Annotated in this window: 22 protein-coding genes; 6 read left to right on the forward strand and 16 right to left on the reverse strand. The window is 75.4% G+C overall.

The features are described from left to right. Positions 1-12: 12 nt before the first annotated feature. Positions 13-912, reverse strand: a complete 900-nt coding sequence (locus ACYVDA_RS12850; protein WP_460818769.1) for an alpha/beta fold hydrolase — start codon at positions 910-912, stop codon at positions 13-15. Between the two features lie 97 nt (positions 913-1009). On the opposite strand from ACYVDA_RS12850, the gene ctlX reads away from it, so the two are divergent. Next, a complete protein-coding gene (gene ctlX / locus ACYVDA_RS12855) occupies positions 1010-2038 on the forward strand; it encodes a citrulline utilization hydrolase CtlX (RefSeq protein ID WP_460818770.1) in 1029 nt (342 codons plus the stop codon). A gap of 33 nt (positions 2039-2071) precedes the next feature. Here ctlX and ACYVDA_RS12860 read toward each other — a convergent pair whose 3' ends face one another. Next, complete coding sequence (locus ACYVDA_RS12860; RefSeq protein WP_460818771.1) at positions 2072-3268, reverse strand: TDT family transporter; 1197 nt, start codon at positions 3266-3268, stop codon at positions 2072-2074. Positions 3269-3302: 34 nt separating this feature from the next. Here ACYVDA_RS12860 and ACYVDA_RS12865 point away from each other — a divergent pair, with 34 nt between their 5' ends. Together ACYVDA_RS12865 and ACYVDA_RS12870 are read left to right on the forward strand one after the other, a co-directional pair. Beyond that, on the forward strand, positions 3303-4268 hold the full coding sequence (locus tag ACYVDA_RS12865) for a LysR family transcriptional regulator (protein WP_460818772.1): 966 nt from the start codon (positions 3303-3305) through the stop codon (positions 4266-4268). A gap of 66 nt (positions 4269-4334) precedes the next feature. Beyond that, positions 4335-5525, forward strand: a complete 1191-nt coding sequence (locus ACYVDA_RS12870) for a cysteine--tRNA ligase (protein ID WP_460818773.1) — start codon at positions 4335-4337, stop codon at positions 5523-5525. Between the two features lie 9 nt (positions 5526-5534). Here ACYVDA_RS12870 and ACYVDA_RS12875 read toward each other — a convergent pair whose 3' ends face one another. The 9 genes from ACYVDA_RS12875 to ACYVDA_RS12915 form a co-directional block, all read right to left on the reverse strand. Then, the gene (locus ACYVDA_RS12875; protein ID WP_460818774.1) at positions 5535-7223 is read right to left on the reverse strand and encodes a SulP family inorganic anion transporter; all 1689 of its coding nucleotides are present in this window, start codon (positions 7221-7223) and stop codon (positions 5535-5537) included. A 65-nt stretch (positions 7224-7288) separates the two neighbouring features. Further along, complete coding sequence (locus ACYVDA_RS12880; protein WP_460818775.1) at positions 7289-8083, reverse strand: DUF1295 domain-containing protein; 795 nt, start codon at positions 8081-8083, stop codon at positions 7289-7291. A 114-nt stretch (positions 8084-8197) separates the two neighbouring features. Further along, the gene (locus ACYVDA_RS12885; protein WP_460818776.1) at positions 8198-8866 is read right to left on the reverse strand and encodes a class I SAM-dependent methyltransferase; all 669 of its coding nucleotides are present in this window, start codon (positions 8864-8866) and stop codon (positions 8198-8200) included. A 98-nt stretch (positions 8867-8964) separates the two neighbouring features. Next, positions 8965-9462 (reverse strand): thioesterase family protein, encoded by a 498-nt coding sequence (locus ACYVDA_RS12890; RefSeq protein ID WP_460818777.1) that lies wholly within the window; start codon positions 9460-9462, stop codon positions 8965-8967. Between the two features lie 54 nt (positions 9463-9516). After that, positions 9517-10476 (reverse strand): DMT family transporter, encoded by a 960-nt coding sequence (locus ACYVDA_RS12895; protein ID WP_460818778.1) that lies wholly within the window; start codon positions 10474-10476, stop codon positions 9517-9519. A 130-nt stretch (positions 10477-10606) separates the two neighbouring features. Further along, a complete protein-coding gene (locus ACYVDA_RS12900; protein WP_460818779.1) occupies positions 10607-10993 on the reverse strand; it encodes an antibiotic biosynthesis monooxygenase family protein in 387 nt (128 codons plus the stop codon). A 33-nt stretch (positions 10994-11026) separates the two neighbouring features. Next, positions 11027-11338, reverse strand: coding sequence for a DUF202 domain-containing protein (locus ACYVDA_RS12905; RefSeq protein ID WP_460818780.1), 312 nt, complete (start codon positions 11336-11338; stop codon positions 11027-11029). A gap of 3 nt (positions 11339-11341) precedes the next feature. After that, positions 11342-11713 carry a YidH family protein gene (locus tag ACYVDA_RS12910; protein WP_460818781.1) on the reverse strand — a complete coding sequence of 124 codons (372 nt, stop codon included), beginning with the start codon at positions 11711-11713 and terminating at the stop codon, positions 11342-11344. 135 nt (positions 11714-11848) lie between these two features. Then, complete coding sequence (locus tag ACYVDA_RS12915; protein WP_460818782.1) at positions 11849-12400, reverse strand: YceI family protein; 552 nt, start codon at positions 12398-12400, stop codon at positions 11849-11851. 184 nt (positions 12401-12584) lie between these two features. On the opposite strand from ACYVDA_RS12915, the gene ACYVDA_RS12920 reads away from it, so the two are divergent. Next, a complete protein-coding gene (locus tag ACYVDA_RS12920; RefSeq protein WP_460818783.1) occupies positions 12585-13097 on the forward strand; it encodes a MarR family winged helix-turn-helix transcriptional regulator in 513 nt (170 codons plus the stop codon). Between the two features lie 49 nt (positions 13098-13146). Here ACYVDA_RS12920 and ACYVDA_RS12925 read toward each other — a convergent pair whose 3' ends face one another. After that, a complete protein-coding gene (locus ACYVDA_RS12925; RefSeq protein WP_460818784.1) occupies positions 13147-14244 on the reverse strand; it encodes an SDR family oxidoreductase in 1098 nt (365 codons plus the stop codon). A 28-nt stretch (positions 14245-14272) separates the two neighbouring features. Beyond that, complete coding sequence (locus ACYVDA_RS12930) at positions 14273-15505, reverse strand: sensor histidine kinase (RefSeq protein WP_460818785.1); 1233 nt, start codon at positions 15503-15505, stop codon at positions 14273-14275. Positions 15506-15682: 177 nt separating this feature from the next. On the opposite strand from ACYVDA_RS12930, the gene ACYVDA_RS12935 reads away from it, so the two are divergent. Next, entirely contained in the window at positions 15683-16858 is a 1176-nt protein-coding gene (locus ACYVDA_RS12935) for an acyl-CoA dehydrogenase family protein (RefSeq protein WP_460818786.1), read from the forward strand. A gap of 87 nt (positions 16859-16945) precedes the next feature. On the opposite strand, the gene ACYVDA_RS12940 is transcribed toward ACYVDA_RS12935, so the two are convergent. After that, positions 16946-18064, reverse strand: coding sequence for a DNA glycosylase AlkZ-like family protein (locus ACYVDA_RS12940; protein WP_460818787.1), 1119 nt, complete (start codon positions 18062-18064; stop codon positions 16946-16948). A 218-nt stretch (positions 18065-18282) separates the two neighbouring features. Next, a complete protein-coding gene (locus tag ACYVDA_RS12945) occupies positions 18283-18546 on the reverse strand; it encodes a hypothetical protein (protein WP_460818788.1) in 264 nt (87 codons plus the stop codon). 3 nt (positions 18547-18549) lie between these two features. Here ACYVDA_RS12945 and ACYVDA_RS12950 point away from each other — a divergent pair, with 3 nt between their 5' ends. Next, positions 18550-18969 carry an NADPH-dependent F420 reductase gene (locus ACYVDA_RS12950; RefSeq protein WP_460818789.1) on the forward strand — a complete coding sequence of 140 codons (420 nt, stop codon included), beginning with the start codon at positions 18550-18552 and terminating at the stop codon, positions 18967-18969. Here the strand turns inward: ACYVDA_RS12950 and ACYVDA_RS12955 are convergent. After that, positions 18953-19921 (reverse strand): pyridoxal-phosphate dependent enzyme, encoded by a 969-nt coding sequence (locus ACYVDA_RS12955; RefSeq protein ID WP_460818790.1) that lies wholly within the window; start codon positions 19919-19921, stop codon positions 18953-18955. The genes ACYVDA_RS12950 and ACYVDA_RS12955 overlap by 17 nt on opposite strands. Between the last annotated feature and the right edge of the window lie 201 nt (positions 19922-20122).

Below are 20122 nucleotides of genomic sequence, written 5' to 3' on the forward strand. Positions count from 1 at the left end.
CCAGGCGGTCGCTCAGCCCCGCTGCTGCTCGGCGCCCCGCACCAGGGCGCCGACCTCCTCGACGATCCGCGGCCACAGCGGCTCGGGCAGGTCGTGGCCCATCCCGGGCAGCACCACGAGCCGGGCGCCCGGGACGGCGTCGGCGGTGGCCTGCCCACCCTCGAGCTGGACCAGCGGGTCGGCCTCGCCGTGCAGGACCAGGGTGGGGACCTCGAGCGCGCGCAGGCCGGGGGTCCGGTCCGGGGAGGCGAGGATCGCGGCGTACTGCCGGGCGGAGCCGGTCGGGTCGACCTCGCGCTCGAAGGAGCGCCGGGCGACCTCGGACCGGCGGGCCGTGTCCATCGGGAAGCCGGGGGAGCCGATCACGGCGTACACCTGGAGCGAGCGCTGCACGGCGCTCTCCACGTCGGTGGCCGGCGGGATCAACAGGGCGGCCTGCGCCTCGGGCCGCGGGCGACCGATCTCGCGCGACGGCGTCGACATGATCGAGGTCAGGCTGCGCACCCGCGCGGGGTGCGAGATCGCGAGCTGCTGGGCGATCATGCCGCCCATCGAGGCGCCGACCACGTGGGCGGAGTCGAGCCCCAGCGCGTCGAGCAGGCCGGCGGTGTCGTCGGCCATCTCCACCAGGGTGTACGCCGGCGCGGGCGCGGCCGGACCGCCCGCCATCAGCCCCGCGAGGTCGGGGAGCCCGTGCTCGGTGAGGTGGGTGGAGCCGCCGATGTCGCGGTTGTCGAACCGGACCACGTGCAGCCCCAGGTCGGCCAGCCGGGTGCAGAAGCGGTCGTCCCAGCCGAGCATCTGGGTGGCCAGGCCCATCACGAGCAGCAGGGGCGGGTCGGCCGGGTCGCCGTACGCCTCCCAGTCAAGCTCGACACCGCCGACGCTCGCGCGTCCGCTCCGATCTGCCACGGGGGCCTCCTGTGCTGGGTGGACGGGGGTCGACGCCCCGGAGGTGGCGGCGACGCCGCTCCACCCGCAGCCTCGCACGTCGCCTAGATTGACGCGGGTGAGCGCCCAAGCACCGTCGGCCGTCATCCTCGTGAGGGCGGAGAGGTTCCTGCCCAACCCGGCCACCGCGGCCGACAACGCCTTCCAGACCGAGGTGCCCGAGGGGCGCTCGGACGCGGAGGTCTCGGCGACCGCCCTGGCCGAGATGGACGGGGTGGCCGACGCGCTGCGCGCGGTCGGGGTGCGGGTGCACGTCTTCGCCGACCCCGACCACACCCGGCCCGACAGCGTCTTCCCCAACAACTGGCTCTCCACCCACGCGGGCGGGATGGTCGGCGTCTACCCGATGTACGCCTCCAACCGGCGCCACGAGCGCCGCGGCGACGTCCTGGAGACGCTGAAGTCGGCCTACCGCGTGCAGACGATCGTCGACTACTCCGGCCTCGAGCCCGACGGCATCTTCCTCGAGGGCACCGGCGCGATGGTGCTCGACCACGTCTCGCGGGTCGCCTACACCGCGGTCAGCCACCGGGCCGACACCCACGTGCTCGAGCGGTTCTGCACCGACTTCGGCTACGAGCCGATGGCCTTCGACGCGGTCGACTCGCGCGGTGTGCCCGTCTACCACACCAACGTGATCTGCTGCATCGGCACCGACGTCGCGCTGATCGCCCTCGGGATGATCCCCGACGAGACCCGCCGCGAGCAGGTCCGCGAGCGGCTCTCCGTCAACGGCCGGACCGTGGTGGAGCTGACCGAGGAGCAGGTGCGGGAGTTCGCCGGCAACGCCGTCGAGCTGTGCGGCCGTACGCCGGAGGGCCGGCGCCGCTACGTCATGGCGATGTCGGCCCGGGCCCGGGCCAGCCTGCGCCCCGACCAGGTCGCCGTCATCGAGGAGTCCTGCGAGATCGTCGCGGTCGACATCCCGACCATCGAGCTGGCCGGCGGGTCGGTGCGCTGCATGATCGCCGGGGTGCACCTCGACCGGCGTCCCCCCGGCGTCGAGATCGAGCCCACCGCGGCCGTCGAGGCGATCGACGAGGACCCGCGCACGGCCGACGGCCGCGACGTGGCCGGCGACGCCTGACCCCGGAGCCGGACCGCCGGGCCGGACCGACCCTCAGGCCACCCGGGCGGGCGCGGTGGGCGAGGCCGCCGGGAGTGCCCCCGAGGCGATCGCGGCGAGGGTCCGGGCCGCGACCACGAGCCAGGCGACGACCAGGGCGGCGTACAGCACGGTCGCGACGACGACCAGGAACGGCGCCCCGGTGACCGCGGCCAGGGCCGAGGTGCCGGTCACCACGGTGCCGAGCGGGAAGGTGAAGGACCACCAGGTCAGCGAGAACGGCAGGCCCTCGCGCAGCACGTGCACGGTCAGGCTGACCGCGACGGCGAGCCACAGCATCGCGAAGCCCCACACCGGCAGGCCGTAGACCAGGGCGAGCACCACGAACCCGTGGGCGTACGCCGCCGGCAGCACCCCGCCCGCCGTCGCCCCCAGGGCGTGCGCGGCGGTGACCGACTGCCCCAGCGGACCCAGGACGATCCACACCGTGGGCGCCGCGGCGGCGGCGCCGAGACCGTGGTGGGCCAGCCGGCTCCAGACCAGCGTGACGACCACCAGGCTCGCGACCAGGGCGAGCCCGAACATCGCGGTGCAGAGCAGCTGCACCGCCTGGCCCCAGGCCGGGGTGAGGTGCGGGACCAGGAGCGGACCGGTCGCGGCGCTCACCATCGGGGGCACGACCGGCATCAGCCAGGCGCCCGAGGCGGCGTCGGGCGCGGCGTCGGCGCGCGTGAAGGTCCGCACCGGCAGGGCCACCGCGGTCCAGAGCCCCAGCAGCGTCCCGGCGGTCCAGAGCGCGACTTCCAGCGCGACCGCCGCCCCGGTGCCGACCAGGGGAGTGCCGACCAGCAGCGCGCCGGCCCCGACGGTCATCAGCGCCATCGCGGGCGCGCCGTAGAAGTGGCCCAGGACGGGGTCGTCCAGGTGGCCGCGCGCCTCGACGGGGTGGTGGCGCCAGTGCGCCGCCGTCGCCGCGAGGAGGACCACGAGGAGCACCACGTCCAGGACCCAGACGGCACGGGCGGCGTCCAGGAGTCCGGGCACGTGGACGGGGAGCGTGGCCGCGGCGTTGGCGACGATGCCGGTGCCCATCACGGTCGCGAACCAGTTCGGGCCCACGTGCGCGACGCGGTCGTGGCCGGCGCTGGTGGTGGTGGTGGCGGTCCCGGTGGTGGTGGCGGTGGTGTCCATGTCCTCCAGGGTGGTGCGCCGGACCGTGCCGCAGTAGCCGGCGGCGTCCTGTTCATCCACAGGTCCTGCCTGTGGGCAGGCTAAGGTCGTGCCTGTGAGCACCACCGACGGCCCGTTGCCCGACCTCGAGGCGCTGCGGCTGCTCGTGGGGGTGGCGCGGCGAGGGAGCATCGGGGCGGCCGCGCGGGCGGTCGGGATCACCCAGCAGTCGGCCTCCGAGCGGCTGCGCGCCCTCGAGGCCCGGGAGGGGCTGCACCTGCTCCAGCGCGGCGCACGCGGCTCGGGCCTGACCGCCGACGGCGTGGTCGTGGTCGAGTGGGCCGGTCGGCTGCTCGACCTCGCCGACGAGGTCGAGACCGCGATGGCGGGGCTGCGGGGCGAGCGCGACCGGGAGGTGGTGGTCTGGTCGAGCATGACCGTGGCCGAGACCCTGCTCCCGCGCTGGCTGGTGCTGCTGCGCCAGCGCCAGGTCGGGGAGGGGCGGGTCCCGGTGGCGGTGAGCCTGCGGGCCGGCAACAGCGCGGCGGTGACGGAGGCGGTGCGGTCCGGGTCGGCCCACGTCGGCTTCGTCGAGGGGGTGGACCCGCCCGTCGGGGTCGCGAGCGAGGTGGTCGCGGCCGACGAGCTGGTCCTGGTGGCGGCACCGGGCACGGCGCTCGCGCGACGTCGCGGGGCCCTGGACCCCACCGAGGTGGCGGCGCTCGCCCTGACCAGCCGGGAGCGCGGGTCGGGCACGCGCGAGGTGGTGGAGCGGGCGCTGGCCGAGCACGGTCTGGAGGCGGCCGCGCCCGTGGCGGAGCTGACCACCGCCACCGCCCAGCGGCAGTCCGTGGTCGCGGGCAGCGCCCCGGCGTTCCTCAGCCGACGGGTCGTCGAGCGCGACCTGGCCTCCGGCGAGCTGGTGCTGGTGCCGACCCGGGAGCTGGCGCTGGTGCGGTCGTTCCGGGCCGTCTGGTCGGGCCCCGGCGCCCCGCCGGCGGGACCGGTGCGCGACCTGGTGGGCCTCGCCCGCCAGGACGCCCGACGTCGGGCCCGGTCGACCGGTCAGCCGGCCGGCTGACCCCGGCTGACCCCGGCTGACCCACCGGCTGACCCCGGGCGGCCGGGCGCGGTGCGAGGATGAGGCATGGCTGCTGAACGACTGATCATGAGCTCCGGCGTCTTCGGTCGCGCCGCCCAGGTCGGCCCGGCCGTCCCGGCGCCGCGGCAGGTGCGGCTCGGTGGCGTCGGGGTGACCCCGGTGGGCCGGGCCCGGATCTACGTCTGCGGCATCACGCCGTACGACGTCACCCACCTGGGGCACGCCGCGACCTTCGTCTGGGCCGACACCCTCGCCTCGGTCTTCGACACCGTCGGCGCGCGCGCCGAGGTGTGCCGCAACGTCACCGACGTCGACGACGTGCTGCTGCGGGCGGCGCAGTCCGAGGGCCGCTACTACGACGAGTTCGCGCTGTCGCAGGAGTACCTGTTCACCCGCTCGATGGACGCCCTGCGCGTCGCCACCCCGGGCCACGAGCCGCGCGCCCGTCACTACGTCCCGGCGGTCCAGCAGCTCACCCAGGCGCTGCTCGACGCCGACCTCGCCTACGAGCGCGACGGCTGGGTCCGCTTCCGCGGCGCCGAGGTCCCCGGCCGGGCGGGCCTGGACCGCGAGGAGGCGTTGCTCCGCAGCCGGGCGTACGGCGACGACCCCGACGACGCGCGCAAGGACGACCCCTTCGACGTGACGCTGTGGCAGCCCTCGACCGGTGAGGACCCGGCCTGGCCGAGCCCGTGGGGCTGGGGTCGGCCGGGGTGGCACGCGGAGTGCGCCGCGATGGCGATGGCCGTGCTCGGGCCCGGCCTCGACGTGCTCGTGGGCGGCGACGACCTGAGCTTCCCGCACCACGCCTACCAGGCGGCGATGGTCGAGGGTGCCGCGTCGTCGGGCCCCTTCGCCCGGGCCCGGGTGCACGTCGGCACGGTGCGGCTCGACGGCGAGCGGATGGCCAAGTCCACCGGCAACCTGGTCCTGATCGACGACGTGCTCACCGACTGCAGCCCGGCGGCGCTGCGGCTGCTCCTGCTGGACCGCCGCTACGGCGACTCCTGGGACTTCGACCGGGCCGGCGTGGAGGTCGCGACCCAGCGCCTCGAGCGGTTGTACGCCGCCGCCGCCTCCGGGCCCGGCTCGCGTGCCGACCAGGACGACGCCGCGCAGGACCGCGTGCTGAGCGCGCTGTGCGACGACCTCGACGTGCCCACGGCCCTCGCGGTCGCCGAGGACGCCGGCGGGGCGGCCGCGCGCCTGCTGGTCAAGGTCCTGCGCCTGGGCTGAGCGCGGACGTCACGGCGAGCGGTCGCGCCCCTCGCGCCACGCGTCGTACGCCGCCACGGCCGTCGGCAGCGTCGGGAACAGCAGGTCCTCGCCGACGCGCGCGACCAGCCCCGCGCGCGCGAGGTCCGCGTGGAGCTCGTGCTTGACCCGGGCCATCGCGAAGACGATCCCGCGGTCCACCAGCTCCGCGCGGAGCGCCTCGAGCGCGTCCAGCGCGGTGATGTCGACGTCGACCACCGCCTCGGCGTTGAGGACGAACCACCGCGTCGGGGTCGTGGCGCCGTCGACGGCGGCCAGCGCTCGACGTCGGAAGTCCTCGGTGTTGGCGAAGAACAGCGGGGAGTCGTAGCGGTAGACGACCAGGCCCGGGGGCGAGGTGGCGCCCGGGTAGTCGTCGACGTCGTGCATCCCGGCCAGGCCCGGCACGAAGCCCTCGACCGCGTCGTGGGGCCGGGCCACGCGGCGGAGCAGGTCGAGCACCGAGAGCGAGATGGCCACCAGCACCCCGGGCAGGACGCCGACGGCGAGCACGACCAGGGCCGTGGCCAGGGCGATCAGGCCCTCGGTGCGGCGGAAGGCGGTCAGGCGTCGGAACTCCGAGACCTCGATCAGCCGCAGGGCGGCGTACACCACGACGGCGCCGAGCGCCGCGGTCGGGAACGAGGCCAGCACCGGCCGCAGGGTCAGCAGGGCCACGACCAGGCTGAGCAGGGTGACGACACCGGTGAGCTGGGTGCGTCCGCCGGCGGCGTGGCCGATCGCGGTGCGGCTGCCGCTGCTGCTCACCGGGAACCCGTGCATCAGCCCGGCGGCCAGGTTGGCGGCCCCCAGGGCCAGCAGCTCGCGGCGGGGGTCCACCCGCTCGCCGCGCTCGTCGGCGAAGGCGCGGGCGGTCAGGACGTTGTCGGTGTAGCCGACGAAGGTGATCCCGAGCGCGACCGGCAGCAGCGTCAGGGTGCCGTCCAGGGACAGCGACGGCAGCCGGGGCACGGGCAGCCCGGCCGGCACCGACCCGACGACCGTGATGCCGTGGGCGCGGAGGTCGAGGGCCCACACGACGGCCGCGGCCCCGAGCATCCCGACCAGCGACATCGGCACGCGGGGGAGCAGGCGGCTGCCCACGAGCATCGCCGCCAGGGTGGTCAGGCCCAGGGTCAGCGTCGCGGGCTGCACGTGGTCCAGCTGCCGGGCCAGTGAGGCCAGCTCGGGCCCGGTGCCCTCGCCGCGCACCTCGACCCCGGTGATCCGGCCGAGCTGCGACACGATCATGACCGCGGCGACCCCGGCGAGGTAGCCCACCAGGGCCGGCCGCGAGAGCAGGTCGGCCACGAAGGAGAGCCGGCCCAGCCACGCGAGGAGGCAGAGCGCGGCGACGGCCAGGCACAGCGCCGCGGCGAGGTCGGCGTACGCCGTGCCGCGGGGCGTCGCCAGCGAGCCCAGCGCCGCGGCGGTCATCAGCGCGGTGGTCGACTCCGGGCCGACCGAGAGCTGGGTGGAGCTGCCGAGCAGGGCGTAGGCGAGCAGCGCGCCGGTGCAGGCCCAGAGGCCGGCGACGGCGGGGAGGCCGGCCACCTCGGCGTACGCCATCACCTGGGGGACCAGGTAGGCGGTGATGGTCACCCCCGCGACGACGTCGCCGCGCAGCAGGCCGCGGTGGTACGCCGCGACCCACGCGGGGACGGGCAGCCGGCGGGGCATGGCCACAACCTAGGGCCTGCGCGGGTCCCCGGCCCGGGTCGTGGGTCCCGGACCGCCGACCGGCGTCAGCCGCGGGAGGGCAGCGGCACGAAGAACGAGACCCGGTCCTGGTAGTCGCGGTAGGCCTCGCGGTCCTGCATCCGCTCCTCGGTGCGCTTGGCCCCGGTGGCGTAGATCAGGAAGTAGCTCATCGCGAGGGGCGCGGGCAACGTCCAGCCGGCCGGCGCGGAGGCGGCCGCCGCCAGCCAGGCCCCGTCCCAGACCACCGAGTCGCCGAAGTAGTTGGGGTGCCGCGACCAGCCCCACAGCCCGGTGTCGAGCACGTCGGGCCGCTCGTCGCGGTCACGGGCCATGAACTGCGACTTCTGCCGGTCGGCGAGCGCCTCGACGACGGCCCCGCCCACCATGGTCGCCACGCCGAGGGGGAAGAGCCAGCGACGACGCGAGCGCGGCAGGGTGCTGGCGGCCGCGAGCTGGAGCGGCGCGGAGACGAGCAGCTGGGAGACCGCCTGGGTCACGAACACCTTGGCGACGACCGCGGCGGTCGAGTCGCCCTCGAGGAACTCGGTGTAGCGGGGGTCCTCCTCGTCCTTGCCGCGCAGGCGGCCCAGCATCAGCCGCTCCAGCCGGGTGGCCCACGCCGTGGTCACCGCGGCCAGCGCCCACCGGCGCGCGGGGTCGCCGTTGCCCACGACGGCGCCCGTCACCGCGATCGCGGCGAGCCCCGGCCCCCACGCGCCGTCGGCGTAGTCACGTCGACCCCGCCGGATCGCGGCGACCGCGGTCCCGGCCTGGATCGCCGTCACGAGGGCGGCCGAGGTGGTGACCACCCGCTTCAGGTTCGCGGTGTCGACGCTCATGGGGGGCCTCTCGCTGCGCGGCGGGCGGCCCGTCCGGGCCGCCCGTCCCGCCATCCAATCCGACCGGCGCAAACGACCCGGTCGGCCCGGTCGGCCTGGTCGGTCCGCCGGGGCTCAGGCGCCCGCGGGGGCGCGGCGGGCCAGCAGGGTGGAGTCGTCGATGTCGTACGTCGTGCCGTCGCGCTCGACCCGGCGGGGGCGCTGCTCGACGACCAGCGCCTCGAAGTCGTCGGGCAGGGCGGGCAGGAGGTCCTCGGCGACGAACATCGCCCGGCGGTGGGAGTCGTCGAGCTGGGTGTGCACGTGGGACGGGGCGTGCCCGACCACGAGCAGGTGACCGCCGGGGGCGACCAGCTCGGCGAGGCGGCGGGTCACCGCGACCATGCCGCCGTCCGGCGGGTGCAGGAAGTGGGTGGTCACCAGGTCGAACTCGCGGCCCTGGGCGGCGATCTCGCGGGCGTCGACCTGCCACCAGTCCGTGCGGTCGGCGACCCCGGCCTCGGCGGCGTGGCGGGCCGCCCGCTCGAGGCCCGCGGCGGCGAAGTCGGCGCCGGTGACGCGCCAGCCCTGCTGCGCCAGCCAGATCACGTCCCCGCCCTCGCCGCACCCGACGTCGAGCGCCGTTTCCGGGGCCAGCGGGGTGACCTCGGTGACCAGCTGGGGGTTGGGGCGCCCGCTCCACATCGCGCCGTCGCCGGCGTACCGCTGCTCCCAGCCCGCGGGCTCGAAGAAGTCCTCCGCGGCCGCGGCGGTGTCGTGCTGGTGCTGGTCGTGCTCGGGCATGGCTGCTCCTGGTCCGACGGGGTGGTGTCGACCCAGCGTGCGGGGTGCGTGCCCGCGGTGACAACTCTCCTTGCCGTTCCGGCAAGAAGAGGGTGTCGTCAGCGCAGGCTGAGGCAGCCGGAGGTGTCGGTGGCGAAGTCGAGCTCGGCGTCGCGGGCGATCCGCTCGTCCAGCGCGGCGGCCACGTCGGCGGGCCAGGGAGCGGTGTGGCGGGTCTCCATGTCGATGTGCAGGAAGACCTCCTCCATCACGAAGCTCAGCTGCTGGTGGGTGTCGTCGAGCAGGTAGACCAGCGCGTGCGCGGCCCGCTCGGAGCGGCCCAGCAGGCGCACGCGGGCCGACATCCGACCGCCGGTGCGCAGCTCGGCGAGGTAGGTCAGGTGGTGCTCGGCGGAGAAGCACGCGTGCCCCGAGGCCGGCCAGTTCGGCGGGATGCCGAGGTCGACCAGCGACTCGTCCAGGCCCTCGCTGGCGATGCCGGTGTAGTGGCGCACGTTGAGGTGGCCGTTGGCGTCCTCGAAGGCGATGGGCACGGGCTGCTCGGTGTACGCCGCGAGGGCGACCAGCTCGTCGTACGTGGGGTGGGATGAGCTCACCGTCGGGACCCTACCGGTCCTCGGGAGCGCCGGGGCGTGAGCGGCGGGTCGTGCTCACTGGGGCGCGGCGGGCTCCGTGCGCCGTCCCAGGGACGCGATCGCCAGGAGGATCAGCAGGCAGCCGACGACCGCGCGGCCGGTGAGGGTCTCGCCCAGGAACGCCACGGCGAGGAGGACGGCGGTGACCGGCTCGAGCAGCGTCGCCACGACCGCGGTGCCGCTCGGGGTGCTGCGCAGACCGGCGTACAGCAGCACGTAGGCCAGGGCCAGCGTGACCACGCCGAGGTAGGCCGTCAGCCCCCACGCGAGCGGGTCGTCGGTGGTCAGGGGCGTGCCGGTCGTCGCGGCGGCGAGGAGCCCCGCGGCCACCAGGACCACCGCGACGACGCCCGTCGTGCACGTGGTCACGGCCAGGGCGTCGTGGCCGCGGGCCAGCGGACCGCCGACGTCGGCCGCCACGGCGTACGCCGCCCCCGAGCCGAGCGCGAGCAGGACCCCCCACGCCGGGTGCGGCGCGCTGCCCGAGCCCACCCCGCCCGTGCTGACCAGGAGCAGCCCGAGGACCGCGGTGGCCACGGTGAGCACGTCGCCCACCGCCGGCGCCCGACGGTCGCGCACCGCGGCGAGCACCAGCAGCAGGACCGGGGCGAAGCCGAGCGCGACGACGGTCGTCACGCTCACGCCGGCCTCGACGACGGCCACGAAGAAGAGCAGCTGGAATGCCGCGGTGAGCGTGCCGGTCGCGACGACGCGCCGGCCCTCGGAGCGGGCCAGCTCGCGGCAGGCCGGCCAGCGGCGGCCGACCGACACCACCAGCGCGAGGGCGGCGACCGCCCAGGCCCCGCGGTGGGCGCCGACCACGAGCACCGAGAGCGCGGACCGTCGCTCCAGGACGCCGACGACCGGGCCGATCGTGCCCCACACGACGCCGGTGACGCCGAGCAGCGCCAGCCCGACCCAGGCCGGCCGGTGGGCCTCGGACCCGGTCGGGGCGCTGGCGGGGGCGTCGGTCACCCGCGCATCCTGACGGGCGGCGCCGACGGGACGGCACGGCGGGGGGTCGGGACGCCGGGCCCGGTGGCGGGAGCGGCGACCGCGGAGGATCGCGGGCACCAGGTGGTGCGATCCTCCGCGGTCACCGTCCTCAGCGGGTCGCGGAGCCCCCGGCGACCTCGTAGCTCCACAGCTCGCTGCGCGTCGACACCGGGCGCTGGGGCTGCTCCGCGTCGCCCTGGGCCCCCGCGTCGCCCTGGGCACCCTCGGTGGCCGGGGCGCCGTGGCCGGCGGGCGCGCCGCCGCCGCGGTGGCCCTGCGCGAAGCCGGCCGACCCCATCCACGCCTGGAAGGACTCCTCGTCGCGCCAGCGGGTCACGACGAGCCACTGGTCGCGCTCGTCGGTGGGCTTGAGCAGCTCGAACCCCTCGAAGCCCTCGGCGCCGTCGACGGCGCCCGCCCGGGCGGCGAAGCGGTGGGCCAGCTCGTCCCCGGAGTCGGCCGGGACGGTGATGGCGTTGATCTTGATCGTGGTCATGCCGCCCAGGATGCCAGGGGTGCGGACGGGGGCTCAGCCGCCGCGGGTCGCCCCCAGGGCGAGGGCCGCGGTGGTCAGGCCCGCCAGGGCGGTGAGGGTCACCCCCAGCGCCACGACGGCTCGGGTGCTGCTGGTCGCGCGGACCTGCCCGCGGACGCGGCGCGCGCCGTGCAGGAACGACAGCGCGGCCGCCGCCGTGGCGAGGGCACCGAGGGACAGGGCCCAGGGCCAGGGGAGCGCACGCTCGTGGCGTGCGGCGAGGAGGACGCCGTTGACCAGCACCGCCAACGACGTACGCCGCCAGGCCAGCGTCGTGCGCTCCTCGGCCAGCCCGGCCGGTGCCACGGCTCAGCCCCCGGCCAGGGCGAGGCCGACGGTCAGGGCGACGGCGACGACGACCAGTCCCACGGCCAGCACCGCGGGCAGCGGCCCGGCGTGCAGGGGACGGCCGGCGCGCATGTCGCGCTGGGTCGCCGCCCAGCGGTGCAGCCCGCCCGCGCAGGAGGCGGTGGCCAGCACGCCGAGGGCGACCGCGCACGCCTCCCGCAGCCAGGTGGGGTCCAGGTCGGTCGCGAACTGCGAGAGCGCCACCGCGGCGGCCAGCAGCGCCAGCCCGGTGCGCATCCAGGCCAGGAAGGTGCGCTCGTTGGCCAGGGTGAACCGGTGGTCCGGCTCCGAGTCGTGGTCGTGGGGCGCCGAGGCGTCCGGTTGCTCCGTCACCTGCCTGCACCTCCCGGTCGTGGGTCGTCCCGTGCGCAACCTAGCGGCGCGGCGGCCCGGGCGACAGCAGGTGGGGACGCGACGAGGCCGGCCGACGCGGTGCGCGTCGGCCGGCCTCGGGGTCGAGCCTCGGGGTCAGGCGTTCTTGATCGCGGAGATCTCGAACTCGAGCGTGATCTTCTCGCTGACCAGCACGCCGCCGGTCTCGAGCGCGGCGTTGAAGTTCACGCCGTAGTCGGTGCGGTTGATGATGGTCTTGCCCTCGAAGCCGGCGCGCTGGTTGCCGAAGGGGTCGGTGGCGACGCCGTCGAACTCGAAGGGGACGGTGACGGACTTGGTGGTGCCCTTGATGGTGAGGTCGCCGGTGATGTCGACGTCGCCCTCGCCGCCGGTGGCGACGGAGGTGGAGACGAAGGTGATCTCGGGGTGCTCGTCCATGGCCAGGAAGTCGTTGCTCTTCAGGTGGCCGTCGCGCTGCTCGTTGCGGGTGTCGATGCTGGCGGCCTTGATGGTCAGGGAGACCTTCGAGGCGGACAGGTCGTTGCCGTCGACCTCGGCGGTGCCCTCGAACTCGTTGAACGAGCCGCGGACCTTGGTGACCATGGCGTGGCGGGCCACGAAGCCGATGCGGGTGTGGGCGGGGTCGAGGGTCCAGGTGCCGGTGAGGGCGGTCAGGTCGTTGCTCATGTGGTGCTCCCTTGGGGTGTGGTGGCGGGTGGTGTGCCGGCGGGGTGCCGATGGGTGTCGTGCTGCGGGGCACGGGGTGCCGTGCCGGGTGCTGCGAACCAGGTGACCGTCATGTCGGTGACGTGTCATGCTTCATACGACCAGAACTTAGGTGAAGTGTCAAGTATTCCCGTAGGATGAGGTCATGAACGAGACCCCGGCGTGGCTCAGCGCCGACGAGATGGAGCTCTGGCGCGGCTGGCTGTCGCTCAACGCCACGCTCCCCGCCGCCCTCCACCGACAGCTCCAGGCCGAGGCCGGGTTGTCGCTGCAGGACTTCGAGGTGCTCGTGCGGCTCACCGACACCGAGGACGGCCGGATGCGCGTCAGCGAGCTGGCCCGCGACATGCTCTGGGAGCGCAGCCGGCTGTCCCACCACGTGACGCGCATGGGCGGTCGCGGGCTGGTCGTGCGCGAGGAGTGCCCCGACGACCGGCGCGGCGCCTTCGTCGTCCTCACCCGGGAGGGCCGCGCCGCCATCGACCGCGCGGCGCCGGGCCACGTCGCCGCCGTGCGTCGGCTGTTCCTCGACGGCATCGACCGCGACGACCTCGCGGCGTTCGGCCGGGTCGTGGCGGCGATCTCCACCCGCGTCGAGGCCGAGGGCGTCGACGTCGCCGCGTGCCCGACCTCCACCCTGGGGGGCGTGCCGGCCTAGGGCGCGCGGCCGTACGCGTCGGGGCTGCCCGGGCTGCTCGGACTGCCCCTCAGGCGGCGGGCGGCGCCGGGACCACGCCCTCGGCTTCGAGGCGGTCGAAGAGGTCCAGGAAGGCGTCGAGGGTGACGCGGGAGCCGGTGAAGCCGGCGCGACGGCTGCGGGCCAGGTCGGTGAGGCACTCCATGTCGCGGCCGAGGTCGCCGTCGGTGTGCCACCAGGAGGCGACCCGGTCCAGGTCGGCCTCGCGCAGGCCCTCGCGCTCGGCGATCTCGCGCCAGACCGGCGCGACGCCGGCCATCTGCTCCTCCATCGGGCGCGGCTCGCCGTCGAAGCCCTCGGGACGCACGCCGAGGCGCTCGGCGATCCGGGGCCACAGCCAGCGCCAGCGGAAGACGTCACCGTTGGCGACGTTGAACGCGGTGTCGGCGGCCGCCGGCGTCGTGGCGGCCCAGTGCAGCTGCTCGGCCAGCAGGCCGGCGTCGGTGAGGTCGGTGATCCCGTCCCACTGGGTCTGCGAGCCCGGGAACACGAAGGGCCGGTCCTGCTCGCGGCAGATCGCGGCGGCGGCCGCGAGGGTCTGCCCGATGTTCATGGCGTTGCCCAACGCGTAGCCGATGATCGTGTGCGCGCGGTGCACGCTCCAGGTGAAGCCGTCCCGCTCGGCCGCGGCGAACAGCTCGTCCTCCTGGGCGTAGTAGAAGTTCGGGTACGGCAGCCGGTCCTCGTCCTCGTGGAACGGGGTGTCGGGCACGTCGCCCTGGCCGTAGGCCTCGAACGGGCCGAGGTAGTGCTTGAGCCCGGTGAGCAGCGCGACGTGGCGCACGCTCCCGGCGGGCCGCACGGCCTCGAGCACGTCGCGCACCATCGCGCCGTTGACGCGGATGTTCTCGGCCTCGGTCTCCTGCCGCGCCCACGCGGTGACGAAGACGTGCGTGGGCCGGTGCTCGGCGAGCGCGTCGCGCAGGGAGGCGGCGTCGGTCAGGTCGGCCCGGACGGCCGTGACGCCGGGGATCTCGCGACCGCTGCGCGAGAGCCCGAGGACCGTCCAGCCCTGCTCGACCAGGAGGGCGCACAGGGCGCCGCCGGCGATCCCGGTCGCGCCGACGACGAGGGCGGTGGAGGAGTGGTCTGCGGGTGCGGAGGACATGCGTACGACGCTAGCCGCGCCCGCCTGGTCAGCGACCCACCGGGGCCATCGGCAGCACGAAGGCGAACGTGCTCCCGGACCCCGGGGTGCTCTCGGCCTGGAGCTCGCCGCCCATCAGCCCGACCAGCTCCTTGCAGATCGCCAGCCCCAGGCCGGCGCCCTCGAAGCGACGGGTCCGCGAGCTGTCGACCTGGGTGAAGGACTCGAACAGCGAGGTCAGCCGGGCGGGGTCGATCCCGATGCCGGTGTCGGTGACGCTGAACCGCACGGCCACCACGCCGTCCGGCCGTCCGCCGAGCCCCTCCACCCGGAGCGCGACCTCGCCGTCCTCGGTGAACTTCAGCGCGTTGCCGACCAGGTTGCTCAGCACCTGCGCCACCCGCATGGCGTCGCCCACCACGGTCTCGGGCAGGCGGGGGTCGATCTCGTGGCGCAGGCTCAGTCCCTCGCGGAGGGCCAGCGGGTCGGCCCAGGTGCGCAGGTCGGCGACGATCCCGGCCAGGGTGAACGGCGCGTGGTGCACGGCGAGCTTGCCGGCCTCGAGACGGGAGACGTCGAGGATGTCGTTGACCAGGTGCAGCAGCCGCTCCCCGGAGCGCTGGATGATCTGGACCAGGCGCTGCTGCTGCTCGTCGAGGTCGCCCTCGCCGAGCATCTCGGTGGCGCCGAGCACGCTGGTCAGGGGCGTCCGCACCTCGTGGCTCATGTTGGCCAGGAACAGCGACTTGGCACTGTCGGCCTCCTCGGCCGAGCGACGGGCGGCCTCGAGGTCGCGGCGCAGCTGGTTCTGCTCGGTGATGTCCTCGGCGACCGCGTCGACGCCGATCACCTCGCCGTCGACGATCACCGGCACCGCCGCGATGCTGATCTCCATCACACGGCCATCGCGGGTCTGCATCGAGGCGACGTGCTGCTGCGGCTTCTGCTCGAGCGCCCCGAGGAAGACCGTGAGGGCGCCCGGCACGTCGTCCTCGACGACCAGGTGGGTGAAGCTCAGCTCGCGCAGCTCCTCCAGGGTGTAGCCGCTCAGGGCCTGCGTCACCGCGTTGGCGTCGGTGAAGGGCCCCTCGAGGTCGAGGGAGAACGCCGCGTGCGGGTTGTTGTCGAACAGCGACCGGTAGCGCTCGGTCGCCCGGGCCAGGCGCTCCTCGGCCGCGCGGAGGTCCGCCTCGGTGGGGGCGCCGGTGGGTCGGTCGGCCGGTCGGCCGGACTGGTGCTCGGACTGCTCGTCCGGCTGCTGGGGTCCGGGACCTGGGGGCATGCGGCGTCCTTCCGGTCGGCACAGCGGTGCGCTGGGGGCGACGTGGCGACATGGTGCCAGAGATCAGGGCATCTGCGGCCGTGCGGCGGCGACGACGGGACGTGTCACCGCGCCGGGGAGATACTGGCCGGGACCGCCTCACCGCGGGCCCACCCGCGCGACAGATCGGACCCTCCTGTGACCAGCCCCCAGACCCCCCTCGAGCTCGTCGGCACCGATGCCCTGATCGGGGAGGAGGACCGCGCCATGCGCGACGCGGTGCGCCACCACGTCGAGGAGAAGGTCAAGCCGCACCTGGCGGAGTGGTACGAGGCCGGGGAGATCCCGGCCCGCGAGCTGGCCAAGGAGCTGGGCTCGCTGGGGGTGCTCGGGATGCACCTGGAGGGCTACGGCTGCGCGGGCACCAGTGCGACGGCGTACGGGCTGGCCTGCATGGAGCTCGAGGCGGGCGACTCCGGCCTGCGCTCGCTGGTCTCGGTGCAGGGGTCGCTGGCGATGTTCGCGATCTGGAAGCACGGCAGCGAGGAGCAGAAGCAGGAGTGGCTGCCGCGGATGGCCGCGGGCGAGGCGATCGGCTGCTTCGGCCTGACCGAGCCCGACTTCGGCTCCAACCCCGGCGGCATGCGCACCCGCGCCAAGCAGGACGCGAGCGGCGACTGGGTCCTCAACGGCAACAAGATGTGGATCACGAACGGCTCGGTCGCCGACGTCGCGGTCGTGTGGGCCCAGACCGACGAGAAGGTGCGCGGCTTCGTGGTCCCCACCGACACCCCTGGCTTCTCCGCGCCCGCGATCAAGCACAAGATGTCGCTGCGCGCCTCGGTGACCTCCGAGCTGGTGCTCGAGGACGTCCGCCTGCCCGCTTCGGCGGTGCTCCCCGAGGTCCAGGGCCTGCGCGGCCCGCTGTCGTGCCTGGACGAGGCCCGCTTCGGGATCGTCTTCGGCGCGCTGGGGGCGGCGCGGGACTGCCTCGAGACCGCCATCGCGTACGCCGGCGACCGCGAGATCTTCGACAAGCCGCTCTCGGCCTACCAGCTCACCCAGGCCAAGCTCGCCGACATGACCCTGGAGCTCGGCAAGGGGATGCTGCTCGCGCTGCACCTCGGCGCACTCAAGGACAACGGCACCCTGCGCGCGGAGCAAATCAGCCTGGGCAAGCTCAACAGCGTGCGCGAGTCGATCGCGATCGCCCGGGAGTGCCGCACGATCCTCGGCGCCGCCGGCATCACGCTGGAGTGGCCGATCATGCGCCACGCCAACAACCTCGAGTCGGTGCTGACCTACGAGGGCACCTCCGAGGTGCACCAGCTGATCCTGGGCCAGCACCTCACGGGCCAGACCGCCTTCCGCTGAGGGGGCTCGTGTGCACGCCGAGGGGGCTCGTGTGGCGGCCGAGGGGGCTCGTGTGCATGCCGAGGAGGCTCAGCCGGCGGCCGGGCCTCAGCGCGGCAGCTCGGCGGTGAGTCCCAGCCAGGCCGCGAGGGCCTCGACCTCGCCCCGGACCGCCTCGGTCGTGGCGGCGTCGAAGGGCTCGTCCTCGTGCACGGCGTCGACGCGCAGCACACCGGCGTCGCGCTCGGCGGTGGCGTCGACCTTGCCGATCAGCCGGTCGCCGCTCAGGACCGGCAGCGCCCAGTAGCCCCAGCGCCGCTTCGCGGCCGGCTTGTACATCTCGAGCTGGTAGTCGAACTCGAACAGCTCCGTCATCCTGCGGCGGTCCAGCACCAGCCGGTCCAGGGGGGAGAGCAGCACCGTGCGGCCCTCGGGCTCCGCCCACGGGTCGAGAAAGGTGGGGTCGACGCGCCAGCGCCCGCGGACGCCCTCGACGACGGCGTCCTCGCCGGCCTCGCCCACGTGGTCGGGCTCGCCCGGCGTCTCGGGGGCCCTGGCGCGGGCGATGCCGAGCGCCCGGAGCCGGCGTACGTCGCGCTCGCGGTGGGCCTCCTCCGCGGGCACCGCCGGGTCGTCGGGGTAGACGCGCTCGGCGAGGTCCCAGAGCCGGTCGCGCCCCTCGCGCCCGGCCGCGGCGACCTGCCCGCGGGCAACCATGACCTCGACCATCCGGCCCACGTTGCGTCGGTCGTTCCAGCCCGAGGACTTCCAGGGCCGCACGCAGGTGTCGGGCAGCGCGCGCGCCGGCAGGGGACCGTCCTGGCGCAGCGCCTCGAGGATGTCGCGGCGGCAGGCCTCGTTGTCCTCCAGCCAGTCGGCGACGCCGCGGTGCCACGGCTTGGCCCCGAGGTGGTCGGGCCACGCGGCCATGTCGGCCCGGAACAGCGCCAGGTCCTCGGCCGGCCGGACGAAGCCGTGCAGCTCGAGCAGGGAGCCGTCGACGAGGGCGTCGTCCAGGTCGTCGGGGGAGTACGCCGACCCCAGCCGGCTCCAGAGCACCAGGTGCGCGCTCGGGACGACCGCGGCCGTCGGGTCGTGCTGCACGACCCCGAGGTGCCGCACGACCTCGAGCAGGTCGGCCGGACGCGGCTCGGTCAGCAGCTGCGCGCGCACGGCCACCCGGCGGGCGTCGGCCCGCGAGAGCCGGTGCGGCGACGGGCTGGTCACCCGCTCACGCTAGCCCCGGCGCACCGCCGAGGAGGCTCACCTGGCGCGCGAGGGGGCTCACCTGGCGCGCGAGGGGGCTCACCTGGCGCGCGAGGAGGCCCGTCTGGTCAGCGGGGTCGCGGCGGCCACGAGCACCCGGGCGGACTCCGTGGCCCGCACCGGGGCGTCCGGGTCGGCGTCCAGCGCGCCGGAGGCCAGCCCGCCGTCGAGCAGCAGGGTCAGCGAGCGGGCCAGGCCGGAGGGGTCCCGGGCGCCGACCCCGCCCTCAACGCCGCCGCCGCCGTCTCGAGCTCGGCCACACCGTCGTCGTCGGTACCCGCGACCCCGAGGCGACCGCCGCGCGCACCGAGCCCGACGCGACGGGCGGCGCCCCGTTCGGGTCCTGGCACGCCGACCACGCGGGCGTCGCGCTGTCGACGTAAGCCGAGGCGGCCGCCGGCGCCGACCTGGTCGTCCTCGCCGTCTCGGGCGGCGTCGCGCACGACGTGCTGACCCTGGCCGGGGCGGAGAACCTGGCCGGCAAGCCCGTCCTGGACATCTCGAACCCGCTCGACTTCTCGGCCGGCTTCCCGCCCTCGCTGTTCGTCAAGGACACCGACTCCCTGGGCGAGCAGCTCCAGGCAGCCTTCCCCGGTGCCCACCTGGTCAAGTCCCTGAACACCCTCAACGCCACCCTCATGGTCGACCCCGCGTCGCTGGGGGAGAGCTCGACGGTGTTCGTCGCCGGTGACGACGCCGACGCCAAGGCCACCGTCGTGGGCCTGCTGGAGTCCTTCGGTCACGACGACGTGGTCGACCTCGGCGGCATCGACGGCGCCCGCGGCACCGAGATGCTGCTGCCGATCTGGCTGCGGCTGATGGGGACGCTCGGCACGGCGTCGTTCAACGTCAAGATCGTCCGGTGACCCGCGGCTCGAGCGCCGCGGCCCACCCGGGCACCTCGCTCGAGCCGAACAGGCCGGGCAGGCCGCCGGTGTGCAGCAGCACGGTGCGCTCGCCGGGCGCGACGTCGCCGTCACGCACGGCCGCGACCAGCCCGGCCAGCGCGCGACCGGTGTAGACGGGGTCGAGCACGAGTCCCTCGGTCCGGGCCGCCAGGAGCAGGGCCTCGCGGACCGGGTCGGTGAGGGTGGAGTAGCCCGCGCCGACCTGGTCGCGCCGCAGCCGGAGCCCGGCCGGGTCGCCACCGAGCTCGGTGACCAGCCGGGCGGTGCGCACGTCCGGGTCGGTGGTCGCGCCGGTGTCGACACCGAGCACGCGGGCGCTCCCCAGCGCCGTGACCAGCCCGGCGACGGTGCCGGCCGACCCGACCGCGACCACGACGTGGGCCAGGTCGGGGGCCTGGTCGAGGAGCTCGCGGCCGGCGTCGGCGTACGCCGAGGCGCCGAGGGCGTTGGACCCGCCGTACGGGATCTGCGCCGCCGGCGTGCCCGCGGCGGTCAGCGTGGCGCACAGCTCGCGGGCGCGCTCCTCGAGCACCTCGGCGTCGAACCCGCCGACCCAGTGCAGGTGGGCGCCGAGGAGGTGGTCCAGGAGCAGGTTGCCCGTGGGCAGCTCCGGCTCGTCGCCGCCCAGCACCAGGTGGACCTCGAGGCCGACCCGCGCCCCGGCGGCCGCGGTCAGGCGGGCGTGGTTGCTCTGGGCGGCCCCGGTGGTGACCAGGGCGGCTGCGCGTCGGCGTACGGCGTCGGCGACGGTGCGCTCCAGCTTGCGGACCTTGTTGCCGCCCCCGCCCAGCCCGAGCAGGTCGTCGCGCTTGACCCAGAGGTCGTCGGGTCCGAGGCCGATCGCCACGCCCAGCCGCGGCGCGGGCTCGAGGGGCGTGGGGGTCGTGGCCAGTCGCAGCGGCTCGGTCATGCCGCCATCGTGGCACCGGCCACGGGGCGCGACCACACGAGCCTCCTCGGCCGCCAGACGAGCCCCCTCGCGGGCCAGACGAGCCTCCTCGGCCGCCAGACGAGCCCCCTCGCGGGCCAGACGAGCCTCCTCGGCCGCCAGACGAGCCCCCTCGCGGGCCAGACGAGCCTCCTCGGCCGCCAGATGGGCCTCCTCGGCGAC

The organism is Nocardioides korecus, from assembly GCF_054778395.1.

Excerpts from the sequence above, each read along its gene's own strand:
- ACYVDA_RS12870 (WP_460818773.1), top strand. The coding sequence starts at position 4,335 with ATGGCTGCTGAACGACTGATCATGAGCTCCGGCGTCTTCGGTCGCGCC.
- ACYVDA_RS12875 (WP_460818774.1), bottom strand. The coding sequence starts at position 7,223 with ATGCCCCGCCGGCTGCCCGTCCCCGCGTGGGTCGCGGCGTACCACCGC.
- ACYVDA_RS12880 (WP_460818775.1), bottom strand. The coding sequence starts at position 8,083 with ATGAGCGTCGACACCGCGAACCTGAAGCGGGTGGTCACCACCTCGGCC.
- ACYVDA_RS12885 (WP_460818776.1), bottom strand. The coding sequence starts at position 8,866 with ATGCCCGAGCACGACCAGCACCAGCACGACACCGCCGCGGCCGCGGAG.
- ACYVDA_RS12900 (WP_460818779.1), bottom strand. The coding sequence starts at position 10,993 with ATGACCACGATCAAGATCAACGCCATCACCGTCCCGGCCGACTCCGGG.
- ACYVDA_RS12915 (WP_460818782.1), bottom strand. The coding sequence starts at position 12,400 with ATGAGCAACGACCTGACCGCCCTCACCGGCACCTGGACCCTCGACCCC.
- ACYVDA_RS12920 (WP_460818783.1), top strand. The coding sequence starts at position 12,585 with ATGAACGAGACCCCGGCGTGGCTCAGCGCCGACGAGATGGAGCTCTGG.
- ACYVDA_RS12925 (WP_460818784.1), bottom strand. The coding sequence starts at position 14,244 with ATGTCCTCCGCACCCGCAGACCACTCCTCCACCGCCCTCGTCGTCGGC.
- ACYVDA_RS12930 (WP_460818785.1), bottom strand. The coding sequence starts at position 15,505 with ATGCCCCCAGGTCCCGGACCCCAGCAGCCGGACGAGCAGTCCGAGCAC.
- ACYVDA_RS12955 (WP_460818790.1), bottom strand. The coding sequence starts at position 19,921 with ATGACCGAGCCGCTGCGACTGGCCACGACCCCCACGCCCCTCGAGCCC.